General features: G+C 64.2%; 17 protein-coding genes. 11 read left to right on the top strand and 6 right to left on the bottom strand.

Annotation, left to right across the window (positions count from 1 at the left end; genetic code table 11):
• Positions 1-104 precede the first annotated feature (104 nt).
• From ACVOLZ_RS15055 to ACVOLZ_RS15030, 6 genes are all read left to right on the top strand, one after another.
• Positions 105-1,469 (top strand): flavin monoamine oxidase family protein, encoded by a 1,365-nt coding sequence (locus ACVOLZ_RS15055; RefSeq protein WP_481516834.1) that lies wholly within the window; start codon positions 105-107, stop codon positions 1,467-1,469.
• Between the two features lie 55 nt (positions 1,470-1,524).
• Positions 1,525-2,697: an acyl-CoA dehydrogenase family protein gene (locus ACVOLZ_RS15050; protein WP_481516833.1), complete on the top strand. Its 1,173-nt coding sequence runs from the start codon at positions 1,525-1,527 to the stop codon at positions 2,695-2,697.
• Complete coding sequence (locus ACVOLZ_RS15045; RefSeq protein ID WP_481516832.1) at positions 2,697-3,704, top strand: NADP-dependent oxidoreductase; 1,008 nt, start codon at positions 2,697-2,699, stop codon at positions 3,702-3,704. Before ACVOLZ_RS15050 ends, ACVOLZ_RS15045 begins: the two co-directional genes overlap by 1 nt.
• 9 nt (positions 3,705-3,713) lie before the next feature.
• A complete protein-coding gene (locus ACVOLZ_RS15040; RefSeq protein ID WP_481516831.1) occupies positions 3,714-5,294 on the top strand; it encodes an alpha/beta hydrolase in 1,581 nt (526 codons plus the stop codon).
• A gap of 14 nt (positions 5,295-5,308) precedes the next feature.
• Positions 5,309-6,865, top strand: coding sequence for an FAD-binding oxidoreductase (locus ACVOLZ_RS15035; RefSeq protein ID WP_481516830.1), 1,557 nt, complete (start codon positions 5,309-5,311; stop codon positions 6,863-6,865).
• Positions 6,866-7,130: 265 nt separating this feature from the next.
• Positions 7,131-7,991, top strand: coding sequence for a PA4780 family RIO1-like protein kinase (locus ACVOLZ_RS15030; protein ID WP_481516829.1), 861 nt, complete (start codon positions 7,131-7,133; stop codon positions 7,989-7,991).
• 278 nt (positions 7,992-8,269) lie between these two features.
• On the opposite strand, the gene ACVOLZ_RS15025 is transcribed toward ACVOLZ_RS15030, so the two are convergent.
• The 6 genes from ACVOLZ_RS15025 to ACVOLZ_RS15000 all read right to left on the bottom strand — a co-directional run bounded on the left by ACVOLZ_RS15025 (position 8,270) and on the right by ACVOLZ_RS15000 (position 10,805).
• The gene (locus ACVOLZ_RS15025) at positions 8,270-8,707 is read right to left on the bottom strand and encodes a hypothetical protein (protein WP_481516828.1); all 438 of its coding nucleotides are present in this window, start codon (positions 8,705-8,707) and stop codon (positions 8,270-8,272) included.
• Positions 8,704-9,135 carry a hypothetical protein gene (locus ACVOLZ_RS15020; protein WP_481516827.1) on the bottom strand — a complete coding sequence of 144 codons (432 nt, stop codon included), beginning with the start codon at positions 9,133-9,135 and terminating at the stop codon, positions 8,704-8,706. Before ACVOLZ_RS15020 ends, ACVOLZ_RS15025 begins: the two co-directional genes overlap by 4 nt.
• Positions 9,136-9,210: 75 nt before the next feature.
• On the bottom strand, positions 9,211-9,555 hold the full coding sequence (locus ACVOLZ_RS15015) for a hypothetical protein (RefSeq protein WP_481516826.1): 345 nt from the start codon (positions 9,553-9,555) through the stop codon (positions 9,211-9,213).
• A gap of 175 nt (positions 9,556-9,730) precedes the next feature.
• Positions 9,731-9,937 carry a hypothetical protein gene (locus ACVOLZ_RS15010; protein WP_481516825.1) on the bottom strand — a complete coding sequence of 69 codons (207 nt, stop codon included), beginning with the start codon at positions 9,935-9,937 and terminating at the stop codon, positions 9,731-9,733.
• Between the two features lies 1 nt (position 9,938).
• Positions 9,939-10,388, bottom strand: a complete 450-nt coding sequence (locus ACVOLZ_RS15005) for a 3-dehydroquinate dehydratase (RefSeq protein WP_481516824.1) — start codon at positions 10,386-10,388, stop codon at positions 9,939-9,941.
• Positions 10,389-10,391: 3 nt separating this feature from the next.
• Positions 10,392-10,805 carry a hypothetical protein gene (locus ACVOLZ_RS15000; protein ID WP_481516823.1) on the bottom strand — a complete coding sequence of 138 codons (414 nt, stop codon included), beginning with the start codon at positions 10,803-10,805 and terminating at the stop codon, positions 10,392-10,394.
• A 194-nt stretch (positions 10,806-10,999) separates the two neighbouring features.
• Between ACVOLZ_RS15000 and lepB the strand changes: the two genes are divergently transcribed.
• The 5 genes from lepB (at position 11,000) to dld (ending at position 17,313) form a co-directional block, all read left to right on the top strand.
• A complete protein-coding gene (gene lepB, locus ACVOLZ_RS14995; protein ID WP_481516822.1) occupies positions 11,000-11,620 on the top strand; it encodes a signal peptidase I in 621 nt (206 codons plus the stop codon).
• Between the two features lie 369 nt (positions 11,621-11,989).
• A complete protein-coding gene (gene lldP / locus ACVOLZ_RS14990; RefSeq protein ID WP_481516821.1) occupies positions 11,990-13,648 on the top strand; it encodes an L-lactate permease in 1,659 nt (552 codons plus the stop codon).
• Positions 13,649-13,702: 54 nt separating this feature from the next.
• The gene (gene lldR / locus ACVOLZ_RS14985; RefSeq protein WP_481516820.1) at positions 13,703-14,467 is read left to right on the top strand and encodes a transcriptional regulator LldR; all 765 of its coding nucleotides are present in this window, start codon (positions 13,703-13,705) and stop codon (positions 14,465-14,467) included.
• Positions 14,468-14,470: 3 nt separating this feature from the next.
• The gene (gene lldD / locus ACVOLZ_RS14980; protein WP_481516819.1) at positions 14,471-15,610 is read left to right on the top strand and encodes an FMN-dependent L-lactate dehydrogenase LldD; all 1,140 of its coding nucleotides are present in this window, start codon (positions 14,471-14,473) and stop codon (positions 15,608-15,610) included.
• Positions 15,607-17,313 carry a D-lactate dehydrogenase gene (dld, locus tag ACVOLZ_RS14975; RefSeq protein WP_481516818.1) on the top strand — a complete coding sequence of 569 codons (1,707 nt, stop codon included), beginning with the start codon at positions 15,607-15,609 and terminating at the stop codon, positions 17,311-17,313. Before lldD ends, dld begins: the two co-directional genes overlap by 4 nt.
• The last annotated feature ends 161 nt before the right edge of the window (positions 17,314-17,474 follow it).

Raw genomic sequence — 17,474 nt, 5'->3', positions numbered from 1 at the left:
GGAATGACGGCATCTGAAGCAAAAGCAACCAAAGCAAAAGCAACCCCGCACCTCAGCAGGTAGCCACAATGCAACGACGCGATTTCATCAACGGAGTCTCCGCCATGGCCGCACTTTCACTGCTGCCCGGCATGCTGCACGCCAAGGTGCCTACCAGCGATGTCATCGTCGTCGGCGCGGGCTTGGCCGGTCTGTCCGCCGCCCATGCCCTGGAAGCCGGCGGTGCCCGCGTCACCGTGCTTGAAGCCAATCCGCGCGTCGGTGGCCGTCTGCAGACCGTGGTGCGCAATGGCATCCGTTTTGAGATCGGCGGGGTCGAAGTGGGCACTGCCTACGAGCGCGTACATGCCCACGCCAAGCGCGTCGGTGTCGGCATCGTGCCGCCGTCGGCTGCCTTGCCGACCGCCGCCGGGCTGGGCCTGGCCATCGGCGATACGCTGGTGCCAGCCAAATCATGGGGCGAAAGCCCGCTAAACACCTTGCAGGGTCGCGAACACGGCCTGCTGCCGCCGATGCTGCTGGCCACCGCGATCGCTGAGCTCGGGCTGCCGGCGCTGGACAGTTGGCGCGACCCTGCCAATCTCTCGCTGGATATCCCACTGTCACAGTTGATCGCCAGCAAGGGCTGGTCGCCGCAGGCGCTGCAGTGGATGGATATCGGCAATAGCTTCTCTTCGCTGCAGTCGATCAGCGCGCTCGATGCCTTGCGCCGAGATGCGCTGCGGCGGTTTGGCTCCAGGGGTACCGGCTGGGTGCAGGGCGGCAGCCAGGCACTGCCTGAGGCGATGGCGGCGTCCTTGTCGCAGCCGCCGCTACTCGGTGCGCAGGTCACCCGGGTCGAGTCTGTGCGTAACGGCGTGGAAGTGCGCTGCGCCGATGGCCGTCGCTTCCGCGCCGCGCATCTGGTGCTGGCCCTGCCCAGCGGCCCGCTCAGCCGCATCGCGATTGATCCGGCGCCGCCGGTTGCGCAGCAGGAAGTCTGGTCGGCACGGCGCTCCAACGCCGTCACCACCATCCACCTGCAGCCCACCCGCAGGTTCTGGGAAGACGATGGCCTGCCGCTGTCGCTATGGGGCGATGGCCCGCTGCAGCGCGTGTTTGCCGTGCCCGGTGCCGATGGCCAGATCAACCGCCTGATCGTCTGGCTCAACGGCGCCATGGCCGAGCAGGCCGATCGGCTCGACCGCGAGGCCCGCTTCGCCTGGGCCATCAATGCCATGCAGCGGCTGCGGCCGGCGTCCACGGGCGCGCTGCTGCCGCTGGAAACCCGCAGCTGGGGCAATGATCCCTTGTCCGATGGCGCGTTCTCCGAGATTGCCCCCGGACATTTCGCCGAAACCCTGCGCTGGGCCAACACCCCGTTCGGGCGCATCCACTTCGCCGGCGAGCAGACCGAACTGCAGGTTCCGGGCATGGAAGCGGCCGTAACTTCAGGCGAGCGTGCGGCTGCAGCAATTCTTTCGGCCTGATTGAACTACCTTATCCCCTACCTTCCGGGCGCGGATGCGCCTTCCAGAGACAGTAATGAGCCTGAAGACACTGAACCCCTACGATTTGTTCGACGTGCGTTCGCTGCTGAGCGAGGAAGAACGCGCTGTACAGGATTCCGTTGCCCGTTTTACCGATGAGCGCGTGCTGCCGATCATCGGCGACTGCTTCGACCAGGGCCGCTTCCCGACCGAGCTGATCGGCGAGATCGCCGACATGGGCCTGCTTGGCAGTTCGCTGCCGGAACAGTACGGCGGCGCCGGCTTGAACAGCGTCAGCTACGGCCTGATCTGCCAGGAACTGGAGCGCGGTGATTCCGGTATCCGCAGCTTCGTCTCGGTGCAGAGCTCGCTGTGCATGTACCCCATCTACGCCTACGGTTCGGAAGAGCAGCGCATGCGCTGGCTGCCGGACATGTCGCGCGGCAAGGTGATCGGCTGCTTCGGTCTGACCGAGGCCCATGGCGGTTCCGACCCGGCGGCGATGAAAACCCGCGCGGTGAAGGACGGTGGCGACTGGGTGATCAATGGTTCCAAGATGTGGATCACCAATGGCTCGGTGGCCGATATCGCCATCGTCTGGGCCAATACCGATGAAGGCGTGCAGGGCTTCGTCATCGAGAAGGGCACCCCGGGTTTCACCACCCAGGAGATCAAGCACAAGATGAGCCTGCGCGCTTCGGTCACCGGCGCGCTGTTCTTCGACAACGTGCGCGTGCCTGACGCCAACCGCCTGCCCAACGTCAAGGGCCTGAAGGGCCCGCTGGGCTGCCTCACCCAGGCCCGCTACGGCATCACCTGGGGCCCGCTGGGCGCCGCGATTGCCTGCCTGGACGAAGTGCTGGCCTATACCAAGGAACGCATCCTGTTCGGCCGCCCGGTGGCCGCCACCCAGAGCGCGCAGATCAAGATGGCCGACATGGCCCGCCGCATCACTGCCGGCCAGTTGCTGGTATTGCAGCTGGGCCGTCTGAAGGACGCTGGGCAGATGCAGCCGCAGCAGGTGTCGCTGGCCAAGTGGAACAACTGCCGCCTGGCCATCGACATCGCCCGCGAATGCCGTGACCTGCTCGGCGGTGCTGGCATCACCACCGAGCACGGTGCGATCCGCCATGCGCTGAACCTGGAGTCGGTGATCACGTACGAAGGCACCGAGACCGTGCACCAGCTGGTGATCGGCCGCGAACTGACCGGCATCAACGCGTTCTGATGATGGACGGCCTGCACAGCACAATGCAGGCCGTCTGCCTGCGGCAGATTCCGCAAGGCCTGCCGCAGCTGCAGGATTTCGAAATGCAGCAGCTGCCGTTGCCGGTTGCCGGTGACGGCCAGTTGTTGGTGCAGGTGCAATGGTTGTCGCTGGATCCGTTCCTGCGTGCGCAGCTTGGTGGCCGCTATGCGCTGCCGTGCCCGCCGCTGGGCAACATAGTGCCGGGCTATGGCATCGCTACGGTGATCGAAGATCGCAGTGGTCGTTTCGCGCCCGGCAATGTCGTGACCGGCATGACCGGCTGGGCCGAGCAGGCCGTACTGGATGCAAACACTACCTCGCTGATCGATGCGACGTTGGCACCGGTCAGTACCGCGGTTGGCGTGCTGGGCATTCCCGGGCTCACGGCGTGGGCTGGTGTGCGCAGGATTCTGCAGCCGAAGCCCGGACAAACCATTCTGGTATCCACCGCCGCTGGCGCGGTTGGCAGTGTCGTCGGCCAGCTGTGCAAGGCTGCAGGCTGCCGCGTGGTTGGCATCGCCGGCAGCGCGCAGAAGTGCGCCATCGTCACCGACGATTTCGGCTTCGATGCCTGCGTCAGTTATCGCGATCCGGACTTCGCCGAGGCGCTGCGCGCGGCATGCCCGGACGGCATCGACGGCTACTTCGACAATGTCGGTGGCGCTGTGCTGGAAGCGGCGTTGTCGCTGCTGCGCCTGCATGCGCGCGTGGTGCTGTGCGGGCTCAGTGACCAGTACAACCGTGCCGAGCGCCCGGCTGGGCCGAATCTTGGGCCAGTAATCGGCGCACGTGCGCGACTTGAAGGCCTGGTGGTCTACGACCATTTGGCCGACTTCGCCCAATGCCGTAGCGAACTGGCGCAGATGATCGCCGCCGGCACGCTGCGCTACCGCGAACATATTCACGAGGGGCTGGCCACTGCGCCGGCTGGTTTCATCGGCCTGCTCAATGGCGACAACCTTGGTAAGGCGCTGGTACGGCTCTAAGGAACACGCATGACCCAGATCCAACGCCGCTTCGCTTCCGTCAACGGACGGCAGGTGCACTACCGTATTGCCGGCAGCGGACCAGCGCTGCTGCTGATCCATCAATCGCCGCAGAACTCGCGGATGTGGGCAGCCATGCAGCAACGCTACGCGGATCGCTACACGGTGATTGCGCCGGATACACCTGGCTTCGGCTATTCCGATGCCTTGCCCGGCAACCCGATGACGATTGCCGAGTTCGGCGCGGCCACTCTGGAGTTCGCGGACGCCATCGGCCTGCAGCGCTTTGCGGTATTCGGCATGCATACCGGCGGGCTGATCGCCACCTGGTTGGCCTGGGCTGCGCCCGAGCGTGTCGCCGCGTTGGTGGTGGATGGTTATGCGGCTTTCACTCCGGAAGAAAGCGCACTGTATGGCGACGCCTATCTTCCGCCGTTCGTGCCGCAGTGGGACGGCTCGCATCTGCGCTGGCTGTGGTCGCGCATGCGCGAGCAGAAGTACTACTTCCCGTGGTACGACGGCCGCGCCGATGCGGCGATGACGATACCGCCGCAGACCACTGAGAGCACCCGCGAAACGGTGATGGATGTGCTGGATGTCGGCGACACCTATCGCGCCGGCTATGCGGCAGCGTTCCGCCACAACGATCACTTCTGGCTGCAGCAGCTGCAGATGCCGTCGTGGCTGGTCTACCGCCATGGCGATCCGCTGCTGGCGCATATGCCGCGCCTGCAAGGTCTGCCCGCCAACGTAAACGTGGTTGAAGAGCCCGCCGGCATTCCGGCGATGCTCGACAGCATGGATGCTTGGTTGGCGCAGACATTGAAGGCCGAGTTGGCCTTCGTTGCTGGCAACACGGGTGCATCGGCGAACGCCCGCTGGCAGCGACGCATTGTTGCCACCGCCAGCGGTGACATGGCGGTATGGGAGCGGGCAGGGCAGGGCCGGCTGCGGCTATGCCTGCATGCACCCGGCACCCGGCCGCTGCTGCCGCAGCAGCTTGATGCAGATGACAGCGCGTGCGTGCTGCCAGATCTTCCCGGCCACGGCGCCTCCTGTGAAAGCGATGCTGCCCTGGATGCCGCCAGCGTGGTCGCTGCCTTGTTGGAGGCATTGCGCGACTGCGCCGAGTTGCCGGTGCTGATCGAAGCGCATGGCGCTGCAGCTGGTTATGTTCCCGCGTTGGTGGATGCGCTGGGAGCGCGTGTCAGCGAAGTCGTGCTGCATTCACCGTGGCTGCTCAGCGCTGAAGAACAGGCGTTGCTGCTGCAGAACCTGCCGACCACCGCAATCGACCGCGCCGGCGGCTACCTCTGCGATGCTTGGCAATGGGAGCGCGAACGCCACCTGTTGTGGCCGTGGCTGGCGCCAAGCGCTGCTGCGCGCCGCCGCGTGGACGCACCTGCGCCTGCCTTGGTGCATGCCAACGTTGTTGAACTGCTGCGCCTTGGCAACCGCCTGCATGGCCTGCTGCGCGATGTCACCGCACCAGACCTAGCCGCGCGCCTGCGCGCCTTGCCGGTGCCGCTGCGCGTGATCACCGATACCGAATCCGATTACCAGGGGCGCGCTGCCGCCCTGTCTGCCTGAGCCGAAGGACCCCCATGAGCAACGACACCGCAATCGCCGTCATCGCCACGCTGCAGTCCAGCTGGGGCGGCAGCATCGTCACCGATGCCAGTGAGCTTGAGTACTTCGCCACCGACGTCTACTCGCAGGGCCAACCCCTGCTGGCGGTGCTGCGCCCGAATGACGCGCAACAACTGGCCGCTGCGGTCAAACAACTCACCGACGCCGGTGTTGCGGTGATCGCACGCGGCGGCGGCATGAGCTATACCGGCGGCTATACCGCCGCGCACAGTCACAGCGTACTGGTGGATACCAGTTCGCTGGACAGGATCGTCGAGATCAACCTGCAGGACGCCTACGTCGTGGTCGAAGCCGGTGTTACCTGGCGGGCCCTGAAGGATGCGCTGGACGCCAAGGGCGTGCGCACCCCGTATTTCGGACCGATGTCCGGCTCGCATGCCACGGTTGGCGGCGGCATGTCGCAGGGCGCGATCTTCCACGGCACCGCGCGTTATGGCTGCTCGGCCGACGTGGTGCTGGGTTTGCAGGTAGTCACCGCCAATGGCGACATCCTCACCACCGGCTCGGCGGCGGCAGCCAACACCACGCCGTTCTTCCGCTGGTACGGCCCGGACCTGACCGGCCTGTTCCTGGGCGATTGCGGCCTGCTCGGTATCAAGACCCGCATCGTGCTCAAGCTCATCCCCAAGCATGCACATATCGATTACCTGTCCTGGCAGTTCCCGACTGCGGAAGGTCTGTTCGGCGCCTTGGGCGTGCTCTCACGGCACGGACTGGCCAGCGAAACCGCTGCCTTCGATCCGGCCCTGACCCGCGTGCGCATGCGCCGCGCCGGGCTGTCCAGTGACGTCAAGGCGCTGACCAATGTGATCAGGAAGGGCGGCCTGATCTCGGGTCTGAAGCTGGCGGTGAAGGGGCGCGACATCGTCGACCAGGAGCAGTTCTCGCTGCACATCACGTTGGAAGGCGACAGCGCGGCAGAAGTCGCTGATCGGGTCGCGCGTGCGCGCAAGCTGGTTGCTGAGTTCGGCGAGAGTATCGAGCCTTCGATTCCCAAAATGATGGCCGCCAACCCGTTTGCCGCCTGGAACTCGATGCTGGGTCCGCAGGGCGAGCGCTGGGCGCCAGTGCATGCGCTGGTGCCGCACTCCAAGGCCAGCAGCATGTTCAATGCCTTGCAGGACCTGTTCGCCCGCGAGCAGGAAACCATGGACAAGCACGGCATCTTCATCGGCACCCTGCTGTCCAGCGTGGGCGCGCAGGCGGTGGTGATCGAGCCCTGCATCTACTGGCCCGACAGCCACAATGCCTTCCACCAGCGCACGGTCGATGCCGACCACCGCGAGCGTATCGGCTGCCCGGGCGAACACCTGCCGGCCCGCGCTGCTGCCGACAGGCTCAAGCGGCAGATCGCCGACACCATGCGCGCGCATGGCGCGGCCAACCTGCAGCTGGGCAAGTTCTACGACTACCGCGCCGGCCGCGACCCGGCCGCGCTGGCGGTGCTGGACGCGGTCAAGGCCCAGCTCGATCCCAAGGGCCTGATGAACCCAGGCGTGCTGAGCCGCTGAGGTTGCGCGCTAGCCCCTCTCCCTCCAGGAGAGGGGTTGGGGAGAGGGTAGGCGCAGCCTGCTGCCAGCTGCGATCACCGACCAACGGCCAGGTCCAACGCCTGGCCGTCCGCGTTTGTGCCACCGCATCTGTCCAGCCTGAACCCCCGGTGCTGCCATGGCTGGCCGGTTTCCGTACCATCGGCAACAATATGCCGGCCTGATCCCACCCGGACGGCCCACGTTCGATGCAGATCGAGCCGCCACCCGCAGCCACCGAGACACTGTGAAAACACCCCAACAATTGCAGGTACTGATAGACGACGGCGTCATCGACGAGGTCCTGCGCCCGCTCAAGAGCGGCAAGGAAGCAGCGGTTTACGTGGTCCGCAGCGGCGACGAGATCCGTTGTGCCAAGGTCTACAAGGACATGGCGCAGCGCAGCTTCCAGCAGCGCGTGCAGTACCAGGAAGGCCGCAAGGTACGCGGCAGCCGTGAGGCCCGTGCCATCGGCAAGGCCAGCAACTACGGCCGCAAGCAGGCCGAAGCGGCCTGGAAGAACACCGAAGTGGACGCGCTGTACCAGTTGCGCGACGCAGGTGTGCGCGTGCCGGAACCGTTCGGCTATTTCCATGGCGTGCTGGTGATGGAGCTGGTGACCGACGCCGAGGGCTTCAGCGCCGCGCGTCTGGGCGAGGTGGAACTCAGTGCCGAGCAGGCGCGTGAGTTCCACACCGTGCTGGTGCAGCAGGTCAAGCTGATGCTGTGCTGCGGCCTGATCCACGGCGATCTGTCGCCGTACAACGTGCTGGTCGGGCCGGATGGCCCGGTGGTGATCGATTTCCCGCAGGTGGTCAGTGCCGGCGGCAACAACGCTGCCCGCACCATGCTGCTGCGCGACGTCAACAACCTCACCGCCAACCTCGGTCGTTGGGCACCGGAGCTGCTGGAGACCTGGTACGGCGAAGAGATGTGGGAGTTGTTCCAGGCTGGCGAGCTGCTGCCTGACACCGTGTTGACCGGCGAGTTCACCCCGGATGAGCATGCGGTGGACCTGGACAGCGTGCGTCACGCCATCAACGACGCCCGCGAAGAAGCGCTGATCCGCCAGCAAGGCCGCGAAGCCGCCGCCGAAGAAGACTACTGAAGGTAGTGCCGAGCCATGCTCGGCAGAGGCCTCACCAATGTAGTGCCGAGCCATGCTCGGCAGAGGCTTTCCCAGCCATCCATCAGCTTTGTAGGAGCGGCGTAAGCCGCGAAGCCCGCAGCGCTGGAAAGGCCGCAAAAGCCAACCCCTCCCCAACCCTCCCCTTTGCTATGCAAAAGGGAGGGAGCAGCAGCGGTAGTGCCGAGCCATGCTTGGCAGAGGCTTTACCGGTAATGCCCCCGCCGAGCATGGCTCGGCACTACGGAACAGCGCAGGCCTCACTCATCGCCAAGCGATGATTCCTCGCGTGGATCACCCAGCAGAAAAGAATCATCACCCGCAGCGGAAGTAACCCGCGCAGTACCGCCATTGCGCAGCTCCCAGTGCCAGCGCTCATAGCGGGTAGTGAGCGTGCCGCGCACATAGCAGGGCCCGTGCAGGAAGAAATCATGTTCCTGCCGCGGCGTGATCAGCACGGCATGGCGGAAGAACGCACGCAGCTGCTGCGGATCAGGTTTGAATCCATCACACAGGAGCGCATCGCGCTCGTTATCGACGCCGCTGCCGGTGACCACAATGTCGGACAATGCGCCCAGCGGACCGGGGTGAGTTGCGCATGCGCCCAGTAGCAGCGCTCCAGGCAACAACAGGCTGCGGCCGATCAAGCGCGAAGTGGTCGCCGTCAGGGTAAAAGCGCGGGAGATTCCATTCGTCACGGTGAAGTATTCCCTTCGCTCTGCAACTGGTAGTGCCCCGGTGTACCCAGAACCACATTGAAAACCCGCGGTTCCAGCGAATAGGCATGGACCAGATTGAGCTGCAACGCTGCGTCGCTCAGCACGACGGTGCCGCTTCGGTTGGGACACGACCAGAAGCTGTCCGATGCTTCAGCCAATGGCAGCTTTGCAACTGTCGCGAAGGGCTTTCCGGGTGCCGGTGCGCTCAGCCACTCAATCCAGACACGGCAGGAAACGTGCTCGAAGCCTACGTTCTCCAGACGCACCCGATAAACCCCTTGCTGTTGCCCTGACTGCCAGTGGCCGGCGGTGACGATGGCCAATGTGGCAGCCTCATCCGGAGCATCGGCTGCAGCAGCTGGCGTAACGGCAAGCAGCAAGCACAGCAGCATGGAATGACTATTCATGTCAGAGATCGTCCTTGGGAATCGAATGCGTGCTTCACGCGGGCGTGTACCTGCCCGCTTGCCGATCATAGCGAATCACGAACTGGAATCCGGCTGCCAGCAAGTGGTGGCATGGATGAAGCCATGGCAGCGGTAATTGGCTCCTTCGCAGGAAATCTGGGCGGTAACCCGTGTTGCGTCCTTTGCGAAGCTATAGCAGGCCACGGAGACCTCTCCGTTTACGCTCAACGCTGGCGCTGCAGATGGCCCGTAACGAAGCGTGAGCGTGCTCTCGAGCAGCTCACGGCAGGGTTCGAAGTCCAGTTCCGAACTGAAAACAAGCTGTTCCAGGATATGGTTGGGCGCTTCCGTACATGCCTGCACCAGATCCGTTTCGATATCGAACTCCTGGCCCAGCGTGAAACCGTTGAGTAGAGGCATGTGGACTTGACGACCTGCAGTTCAAAGATGACAGGTCGAGTGTATTTGGCGAGGCCAAACTGTGAAAGCGACCCGGACCGCCGCATGTAGTGCCGAGCCATGCTCGGCAAAGGGCCTTCCAGGCGATTGCAGGAGCGGCGCAAGCCGCGAAGCCGGTAGAAAGAAGTGCCGCTCGCTACAACCGACTGATCATCTTCAACCGCACCTGCGCCGAAGCCACATCGTGTCGCTGCGCCGCCATCGCACACAGATGATCCAGCAATGCCTGCGGCTGCAGCAGCATCGGATCCGCATCCTGCAGATGCACGGCCAGATGCCCCCACCAGAACGGGTGGCCATCAAGATAGATCTCATAACCGACGATGTAACGATGCGCATCCATATCAGGTGCCTACATGTACGCGATCACCGACGTCGCTGCAGCACAGGTGTTCCAGCGCCAGCTCCATGGCCAGCACATAGCTCTGCGCACAGTAGCCCTGGGCGATGCCAAGACGATGGCCAAGATGCTCCGGCAGGCAGGACTGCGGCGCATCGCTGGCGTCCTCATGAACCTCCACGTAGGCATTGCGCAGGCGTGGCAGCAGGCGCTGCAGGCGGGCGCTGTGCACGCAGGCTGCAGGGGCCAACAGGATCACGTCGCTTGGGGTGTGATCGGCCGCGCATAGCGAGTCCAGCAGCTCCTGTTCGGAGCGGCAGTTGCGCTGTGCCACGCTGATGCCGACGTCGAGTGCGCGATGCACCAAGGCATTCATGACCGGGCTTGGCAGCGGCATAGCAGCCTGCAGCAGCGCATCACAGGTATCGGGCCCACGCACGATGAAGATGGCCATGGCTCAGGCACCTTGTCCGTTGCTGAGCAGACGGGTGGTGATCGCCAGCGACAGGCGCCGCGCTTCGTCGGTACCGGTACTGCAGACCACCACCGCAGTCGCGGCGTGATGGGGATGCAGGTGGGTTTCCAGCGTATCGGCATCATTGCTGGCGATTTCGATGTAAGGCACCGGCAGGGCGTCCAATGCGCTGCACACAGTGCGGCCATGCAACGCCCACTGCGCATCGTCGGTGGCGCTGTTCTCGATCAGCACCCAGTCCGGCGCTTGCTGACGGGCGTTGTGCAGGCATTGTGCTAGCGCCGGCAGCGAACCGCAGTGCAGGCAGTGGAGTGGCTGTCCGGCGAGTTGTGCAGGCAGCAGGGACGCATCCGGCACTGCTGGGTTGCGGGTATGCCGGATCAGTAAAACGCTCATGTAGCACCACGTTCAAGCGCCATGCGGCGCGGTGGTGCCACGATGCGCCGCTGCGGCATCAAATCGCCATGGTGGCCGGGCGTGGCGGCGTAAAGTCTGCGTAGCAAAGCTTACGGCCGGCGTTCGGCAGTCGCTGGGAACTTCGCCCGGCCTTGGCGGTCGGTTGGCTACCCCCCCGTAGCTGGTGATTGGCCATGAATGAGACAGCGTCCGTTGCATCGCCGCATCCAGCCGTGGCTTGGGTGCGGCGGGAAGTATTGCCCTTGCTGGTGATGTTGCTGCTGTTGTTTGCTGCCCGCGACAGCCTGGCCAACCACTACCAGGTGCCCAGTGGCTCGATGCAGCCGACCTTGCAGCCAGGTGACCGGGTGGTGGTGGATATGCGTGCGTACGGCCTGCGCCTGCCCTTCACCGATGTGCAGCTGCTGGCCGGGCAGGCACCGCAGCGTGGTGATGTAGCGATATTTGATTCCCCGGCCGATGGTACGCGGCTGATCAAACGCGTGGTCGCCGTGGCCGGTGATCGGGTGCAGCTGCACGACGGCTATCTGTTCATCAACGAGCAGCCGTTGCGCCAGGCGGTTGCGCGTGAGCTGTTCGGTAACAAACAGGTGCAGCTGGACCTGCAGGACGGCGGTGGCCCGGATATCAACGGCATCACCATTCCGGCCGGCAAGCTGCTGGTGGTGGGCGACCATCGCGGTAACAGTTTTGATGGTCGCTTCTTCGGTTTGGTGGATGCCGATACGGTCTACGGCAAGGCGGTGGCGGTGTATTGGCGGCGCGGGGAAGGGCCGGAGTGGCGGCGGTTGTAAGCGGCGATGGCGAAGAAGAAAAACCGGCACGGAAACGTGCCGTTTTTTTTGCCTTCGTTTTTGTTATTTCTTGTAGGAGGGCGTAAGCCGCGAAGCTGACGGTGCCGGCAAGCTGCATGGATGCAGTGGCAAGTGGAAGGGTGGTTGTATTGATATCGGCTTCGCGGCTTGCGCCGCTCCTACAAAATTCACGCATTGGTAATACCAATTTCCTTCACTAACCCTATGGTCTAATAGGATCTTCGCGGAAACGGCGATTCAATCGCGGTTCGCTGGTCGTGTTGATTGAATATTGGTAGTACCAATATTCGCGACCACGGCCATCTCCACCTGCGGGTGGGCCGCCTTTCGCCTTTGACGAGAACCTGCATGCAGCCCTGGGAACAACTGTACGACCCCGCTGGCAACCTCTGGCTGTCCAGCCTGATCGCGCTGTTGCCGATCGCTTTCTTCTTCGTCGCCCTGGCCGTGCTGCGCATGAAGGGCTGGCTGGCCGGTACCATCACCGTCGCCATCGCGCTGGCGGTTGCGCTGCTGTTCTATCGCATGCCGGTGTCGCAGGCCTTGGGTGCAGCAGGATTCGGCTTCCTGTACGGGCTGTGGCCGATTGCCTGGATCATCATCGGCGCGGTGTTCCTGTACAAGGTTTCGGTCAAGACCGGTCAGTTCGCGATCATTCGCGCCTCGATCCTGTCGGTGACCGAAGACCAGCGCCTGCAGATGCTGATGGTGGGCTTTGCGTTCGGTGCATTCCTTGAAGGTGCCGCAGGTTTTGGCGCACCGGTGGCGATCACCGCCGCGTTGCTGGTCGGCTTGGGTTTCAAGCCGTTGTACGCCGCTGGTCTGTGCCTGATCGTCAACACTGCGCCGGTTGCGTTCGGTGCGATGGGCATCCCGATCATCGTCGCCGGCCAGGTCACCGGGCTGGATGCGTTCGAGATCGGGCAGATGGCCGGCCGCCAGCTGCCGTTCCTGACCATCATCGTGCTGTTCTGGATCATGGCCATCATGGATGGCTGGCGCGGCATCAAGGAAACCTGGCCGGCAGTGTTGATCGCCGGCGGTTCGTTCGCCATCGCGCAGTACCTGACCTCCAACTTCATCGGCCCGGAACTGCCGGACATCACCGCTTCGTTGGCGTCGCTGGTGTGCCTGACGCTGTTCCTGCGCCGTTGGCAGCCAAAGCGCATCTTCCGCTTTGAAACCGACGCCAGTGCCGAGGCTGCCGCCCAGGCATCTGCCGCACCGCGCTACAGCGCCGGCCAGATCACCAAGGCGTGGTCGCCGTTCCTGATCCTCACCGCGATGGTGACGTTGTGGAGCATCAAGCCGTTCAAGGCCTTGTTCGCTGCCGGCGGCCCGCTGGAGAGCTGGGTGCTGAAGTTGCCGGTGCCGGGCCTGGACCAGCTGGTGCAGAAGATGCCGCCGATCGTCAACGCGCCTACCGCCTATGAGGCCGTGTACAAGTTCGATGCGTTCTCGGCCACCGGCACCGCGATCATGCTGGCAGCGGTGATCGCCATCATCTACCTGCGCATGCCGGTACGTGCGGCGGTGCGCACCTTCGGCGAGACCGTCAATGAACTGAAGATGCCGATCTACTCGATCGGCATGGTGCTGGCCTTTGCCTTCATCGCCAACTACTCCGGCTTGTCGGCAACATTGGCCTTGGCGCTTGCGCATACCGGCAAGGCATTCACCTTCTTCTCGCCGTTCCTCGGCTGGCTGGGTGTGTTCCTGACCGGTTCGGACACCTCGTCAAACGCCTTGTTCTCGGCCTTGCAGGCGACTACCGCGCAGCAGATTGGTGTATCGGAAGTGCTGCTGGTCGCCGCCAATACCACCGGCGGCGTCACCGGCAAGATGATCTCTCCGCAGTCCATCGCCATTGCCTGTGCGGCGGTGGGCCTGGCTGGCAAGGAATCGGACCTGTTCCGCTTCACCGTCAAGCACAGCCTGATCTTCACGGTGATGGTCGGCTTGATCACCACCGCGCAGGCCTATTGGCTGACCTGGATGATTCCCTGAGCCATGGCCGCGCGCATCCGCCAACGCCGCGCAGCTTCGGGCCACAATGTCGGCATGAGTACGCAACGTATTTCCGACAAGGTGGCCGCGCAGCTGCGCGTGCTGGTGGACGAACAACAGCTGCAGCCGGGTGACCGGCTGCCCTCCGAGCGCGCACTGGCGGTGCAGCTCGGGGTCTCGCGCACGGCGCTGCGTGAGGCGATTGCCCAGCTTGGCAGCCAGGGCTTGCTGGTGGCGCGGGTTGGCGGTGGCACCTATGTTGCCGAACCGGCTGCGCGCGCCCGGCAGGCCTTGGATGAACCACTGGTGCCGTATCTGCCGCTGTTTCAGGGGGATCCGGAATACCGCTTCGACGTTCTGGAAATCCGCCACGCGCTGGAAGGCGCTACCGCTTGGCATGCCGCGCTGCGGGCAACCGACGAGGACCGTGTGCGTATCGCGCAGGCCTTCCAGACCATGATGGATGCGCATGGCAAGGATGATCCGGCCGGCGAAGCGCGCGCCGACGCGGCCTTCCACCTGTCCATCGCCGAGGCCTCGCACAATCTGGTGCTGTTGCAGGTAATGCGCGGCCTGTTCGAGCTGCTGCAGACCAATATCTCGCAGAGCCGTGAAAAGCTCTACACCGCATCGACAACATTTTCTCCCCTGTCCGACCAGCACCGCGAAATGATGGATGCGGTACTGGCCGGCGATCCCGAGCGTGCGCGCGCCGCAGCGCACACCCATCTTGAGTTCGTGCACACGACACTGCGCACGCTTGATGAAGACGAGGCGCGGCGTGCCCGCGCTTCGCGGCTTCCCTCACCCCACGGTTGACCCATGATCATCTCCGCCTCCACCGATTACCGTGCGGCCGCGCAGCGTCGTCTGCCGCCGTTTCTGTTCCACTACATCGATGGCGGCGCGTATGCCGAACACACGCTCAAACGTAATGTTTCCGACCTGTCCGACATCGCGCTGCGCCAGCGCATCCTGCGCGACATGTCTGATTTGAGCCTGGAAACCGAGTTGTTCGGCGAGAAGCTGGCGATGCCGGTTGCGCTGGCTCCGGTCGGCTTGACCGGCATGTATTCACGCCGTGGCGAAGTGCAGGCGGCACGCGCGGCGGACAGTCGCGGCATTCCTTTCACGCTGTCGACGGTGTCGGTGTGCCCAATTGAAGAAGTGGCACCTGCGATCAAGCGGCCGATGTGGTTCCAGCTGTATGTGCTGCGCGACCGCGGCTTCATGCGCAATGCGCTGGAGCGCGCGCAGGCTGCTGGCGTCACCACGCTGGTGTTCACCGTTGACATGCCGGTGCCGGGCGCGCGCTATCGCGATGCGCATTCGGGCATGAGTGGCCCGAATGCCGGCATGCGCCGCATTGGCCAAGCGATGACCCATCCGCGCTGGGCCTGGGATGTGGGTCTGCTCGGACGTCCACATGATCTGGGCAACATCTCTGCCTATCGCGGCAGTCCGACTGGGCTGGAGGACTACATCGGTTGGCTGGGCAACAACTTCGACCCGTCGATTTCGTGGAAGGATCTGGAATGGATCCGCGAGTTCTGGAAGGGGCCGATGGTGATCAAGGGCATTCTTGATCCGGACGATGCGCGCGATGCGGTGCGCTTTGGCGCCGATGGCATCGTGGTCTCCAATCACGGCGGTCGCCAGCTGGATGGCGTGCTGTCTACCGCTCGAGCCTTGCCGGCGATTGCCGATGCAGTGCAGGGCGATCTGAAGATTCTCGCCGACTCGGGCATCCGCACAGGTCTGGACGTGGTGCGCATGCTCGCACTCGGCGCTGACAGCGTGCTGTTGGGTCGTGCCTTCGTCTACGCGCTTGCCGCGCAGGGCGAGGCTGGCGTGGCCAACCTGCTGGACCTGATCGCCAAGGAAATGCGCGTGGCGATGACGCTTACCGGTGCACGCCGCATTGCCGATATAAGCCGCGACTCGCTGGTCAACCTGGCATGAGTGCGAACGAGGCACTGCTGGCGCAACTGCGCGTCGCCGTTGGTGATGCCCATGTACTGACTGGCGACAAGGCAACCCGGCGCTTCCGCAAGGGGTACCGCTTTGGCGATGGCGCTGCGCTGGCGGTGGTGCGACCGGGCAGTCTGCTGGAGATGTGGCGCGCCCTGCAGGCAGCGGTGCAGGGCGGGGCGGCCATCATCCTGCAGGCGGCCAATACCGGGCTGACCGGCGGCTCGACGCCGGATGGCAACGACTATGGTCGACCGATCGTGCTGATCAGCACGCTGCGCCTGACCGGCGTGCAGTTGCTTGATGAAGGACGGCAGGTACTGTGCCTGCCCGGCGCCACCTTGGACCGTCTCGAACAGACGCTGGCACCGCTCGGGCGCGAACCGCATTCGGTGATCGGCTCTTCGTGTATCGGTGCCTCGGTGTTGGGCGGTGTATGCAACAACTCCGGTGGCTCGCTGGTACGGCGTGGGCCGGCCTATACCGAGATGGCGCTGTATGCGCAGGTTGATGGCGAAGGTCGCTTGCAGCTAGTGAACCATCTCGGCATCGCTTTGGGCGACACGCCGGAAGAAATCCTGCAGCGCTTGCAGGCCGGCGATTACCAGCCTGCCGATGTGCGTGTTGATGGCGATCGTGCCGGCTCCGATCCGCGCTATGCGGAGCAGGTGCGGCAGGTGGATGCGGCAACCCCAGCGCGTTTCAATGCCGACCCCAGCCGTCACTACGAAGCGGCCGGTTCGGCCGGCAAACTGGCGGTGTTCGCGGTGCGCCTGGACACCTTTGCCAAAGAAGCGGCCGAGGTGTTCTATATCGGCAGCAACAGCACCGAAAGCCTCACTGCTATCCGACGGCAGCTGCTGACCGGTTTCGAGCGTGTGCCGATCTCAGGCGAATACATTCACCGCGTTGCCTATGACATTGGCGAGCGCTACGGCAAGGATACTTTCCTGCTGATCGACAAGCTCGGCACCGCGCGTGTACCAGCTGCGTTTGCATTGAAGAGCCGGGTTGATGGCTGGTTCGAGCGCTTGGGTCTGCGCGGCGTTACCGATCATGCAATGCAGTTGCTGACCGGACTATTGCCCTCGCATCTGCCCAAGCGCATGGGCGAGTTCCGCCAGCGCTATGAGCACCATCTGCTGGTCAAGGTTTCCGCGCAGGATGCGGCGGCGACGGAAAGCTGGTTGCGCCAGTTCTTCGCCGGGCATGACGGCGCTTACTTCCACTGCACGCCTGACGAAGGCCGCAAAGCCTTCCTGCACCGGTTCGCCGTGGCTGGTGCGGCGGTGCGCTATCGCGAAGTACATCGCGCGCAGGTTGAGGACATTGTTGCCCTGGATATCGCCTTGCGCCGCGACGACCTCGATTGGTTCGAGCAGCTGCCGGCCGAGCTGGATGCGCGCTTGCTGCACAAGCTCTATTACGGTCACTTCCTGTGCCATGTATTCCACCAGGACTACATCGCGCGCAAGGGTGAAGACCCGATGGCGATCGAGCACGCCATGTGGAAGCTGCTGGACGAGCGCGGCGCCGAATACCCGGCTGAACACAACGTCGGTCACCTGTATCCGGCCAAGCCGGCGCTGGCGCAGTTCTATCAGCAGCTGGACCCGAGCAACACCTTCAACCCGGGTATCGGCCAGACCAGCAAGCAGCCGGGCTGGGAGGGTTGTGATTGCGCGGAGCATTGAAGCGCAAGCCATCTGCTTAAGCCCCTCTCCCGTTTACGGGAGAGGGGTTGGGGTGAGGGGAAGCTTCTAGCTGGCTTGTCATTCCCGCGCAGGCGGGAATCGCTCTTTACGTGGGGTGTCAGGTAGGAGCAAAGGCTGGAGCAAAGGCTGGAGCAAAGGCT

The sequence above is a fragment of the Stenotrophomonas sp. STEN020 genome (assembly GCF_056760195.1).
This window is presented reverse-complemented; position numbering and strand designations above follow the sequence as displayed.

Coding starts and splice junctions, on each gene's coding strand:
- ACVOLZ_RS15055 (WP_481516834.1), top strand. CDS start 105: ATGGCCGCACTTTCACTGCTGCCCGGCATGCTGCACGCCAAGGTGCCT.
- ACVOLZ_RS15050 (WP_481516833.1), top strand. CDS start 1,525: ATGAGCCTGAAGACACTGAACCCCTACGATTTGTTCGACGTGCGTTCG.
- ACVOLZ_RS15045 (WP_481516832.1), top strand. CDS start 2,697: ATGATGGACGGCCTGCACAGCACAATGCAGGCCGTCTGCCTGCGGCAG.
- ACVOLZ_RS15040 (WP_481516831.1), top strand. CDS start 3,714: ATGACCCAGATCCAACGCCGCTTCGCTTCCGTCAACGGACGGCAGGTG.
- ACVOLZ_RS15035 (WP_481516830.1), top strand. CDS start 5,309: ATGAGCAACGACACCGCAATCGCCGTCATCGCCACGCTGCAGTCCAGC.
- ACVOLZ_RS15020 (WP_481516827.1), bottom strand. CDS start 9,135: ATGAATAGTCATTCCATGCTGCTGTGCTTGCTGCTTGCCGTTACGCCA.
- ACVOLZ_RS15015 (WP_481516826.1), bottom strand. CDS start 9,555: ATGCCTCTACTCAACGGTTTCACGCTGGGCCAGGAGTTCGATATCGAA.
- ACVOLZ_RS15010 (WP_481516825.1), bottom strand. CDS start 9,937: ATGGATGCGCATCGTTACATCGTCGGTTATGAGATCTATCTTGATGGC.
- ACVOLZ_RS15005 (WP_481516824.1), bottom strand. CDS start 10,388: ATGGCCATCTTCATCGTGCGTGGGCCCGATACCTGTGATGCGCTGCTG.
- ACVOLZ_RS15000 (WP_481516823.1), bottom strand. CDS start 10,805: ATGAGCGTTTTACTGATCCGGCATACCCGCAACCCAGCAGTGCCGGAT.
- lepB (WP_481516822.1), top strand. CDS start 11,000: ATGAATGAGACAGCGTCCGTTGCATCGCCGCATCCAGCCGTGGCTTGG.
- lldP (WP_481516821.1), top strand. CDS start 11,990: ATGCAGCCCTGGGAACAACTGTACGACCCCGCTGGCAACCTCTGGCTG.
- lldR (WP_481516820.1), top strand. CDS start 13,703: ATGAGTACGCAACGTATTTCCGACAAGGTGGCCGCGCAGCTGCGCGTG.
- lldD (WP_481516819.1), top strand. CDS start 14,471: ATGATCATCTCCGCCTCCACCGATTACCGTGCGGCCGCGCAGCGTCGT.
- dld (WP_481516818.1), top strand. CDS start 15,607: ATGAGTGCGAACGAGGCACTGCTGGCGCAACTGCGCGTCGCCGTTGGT.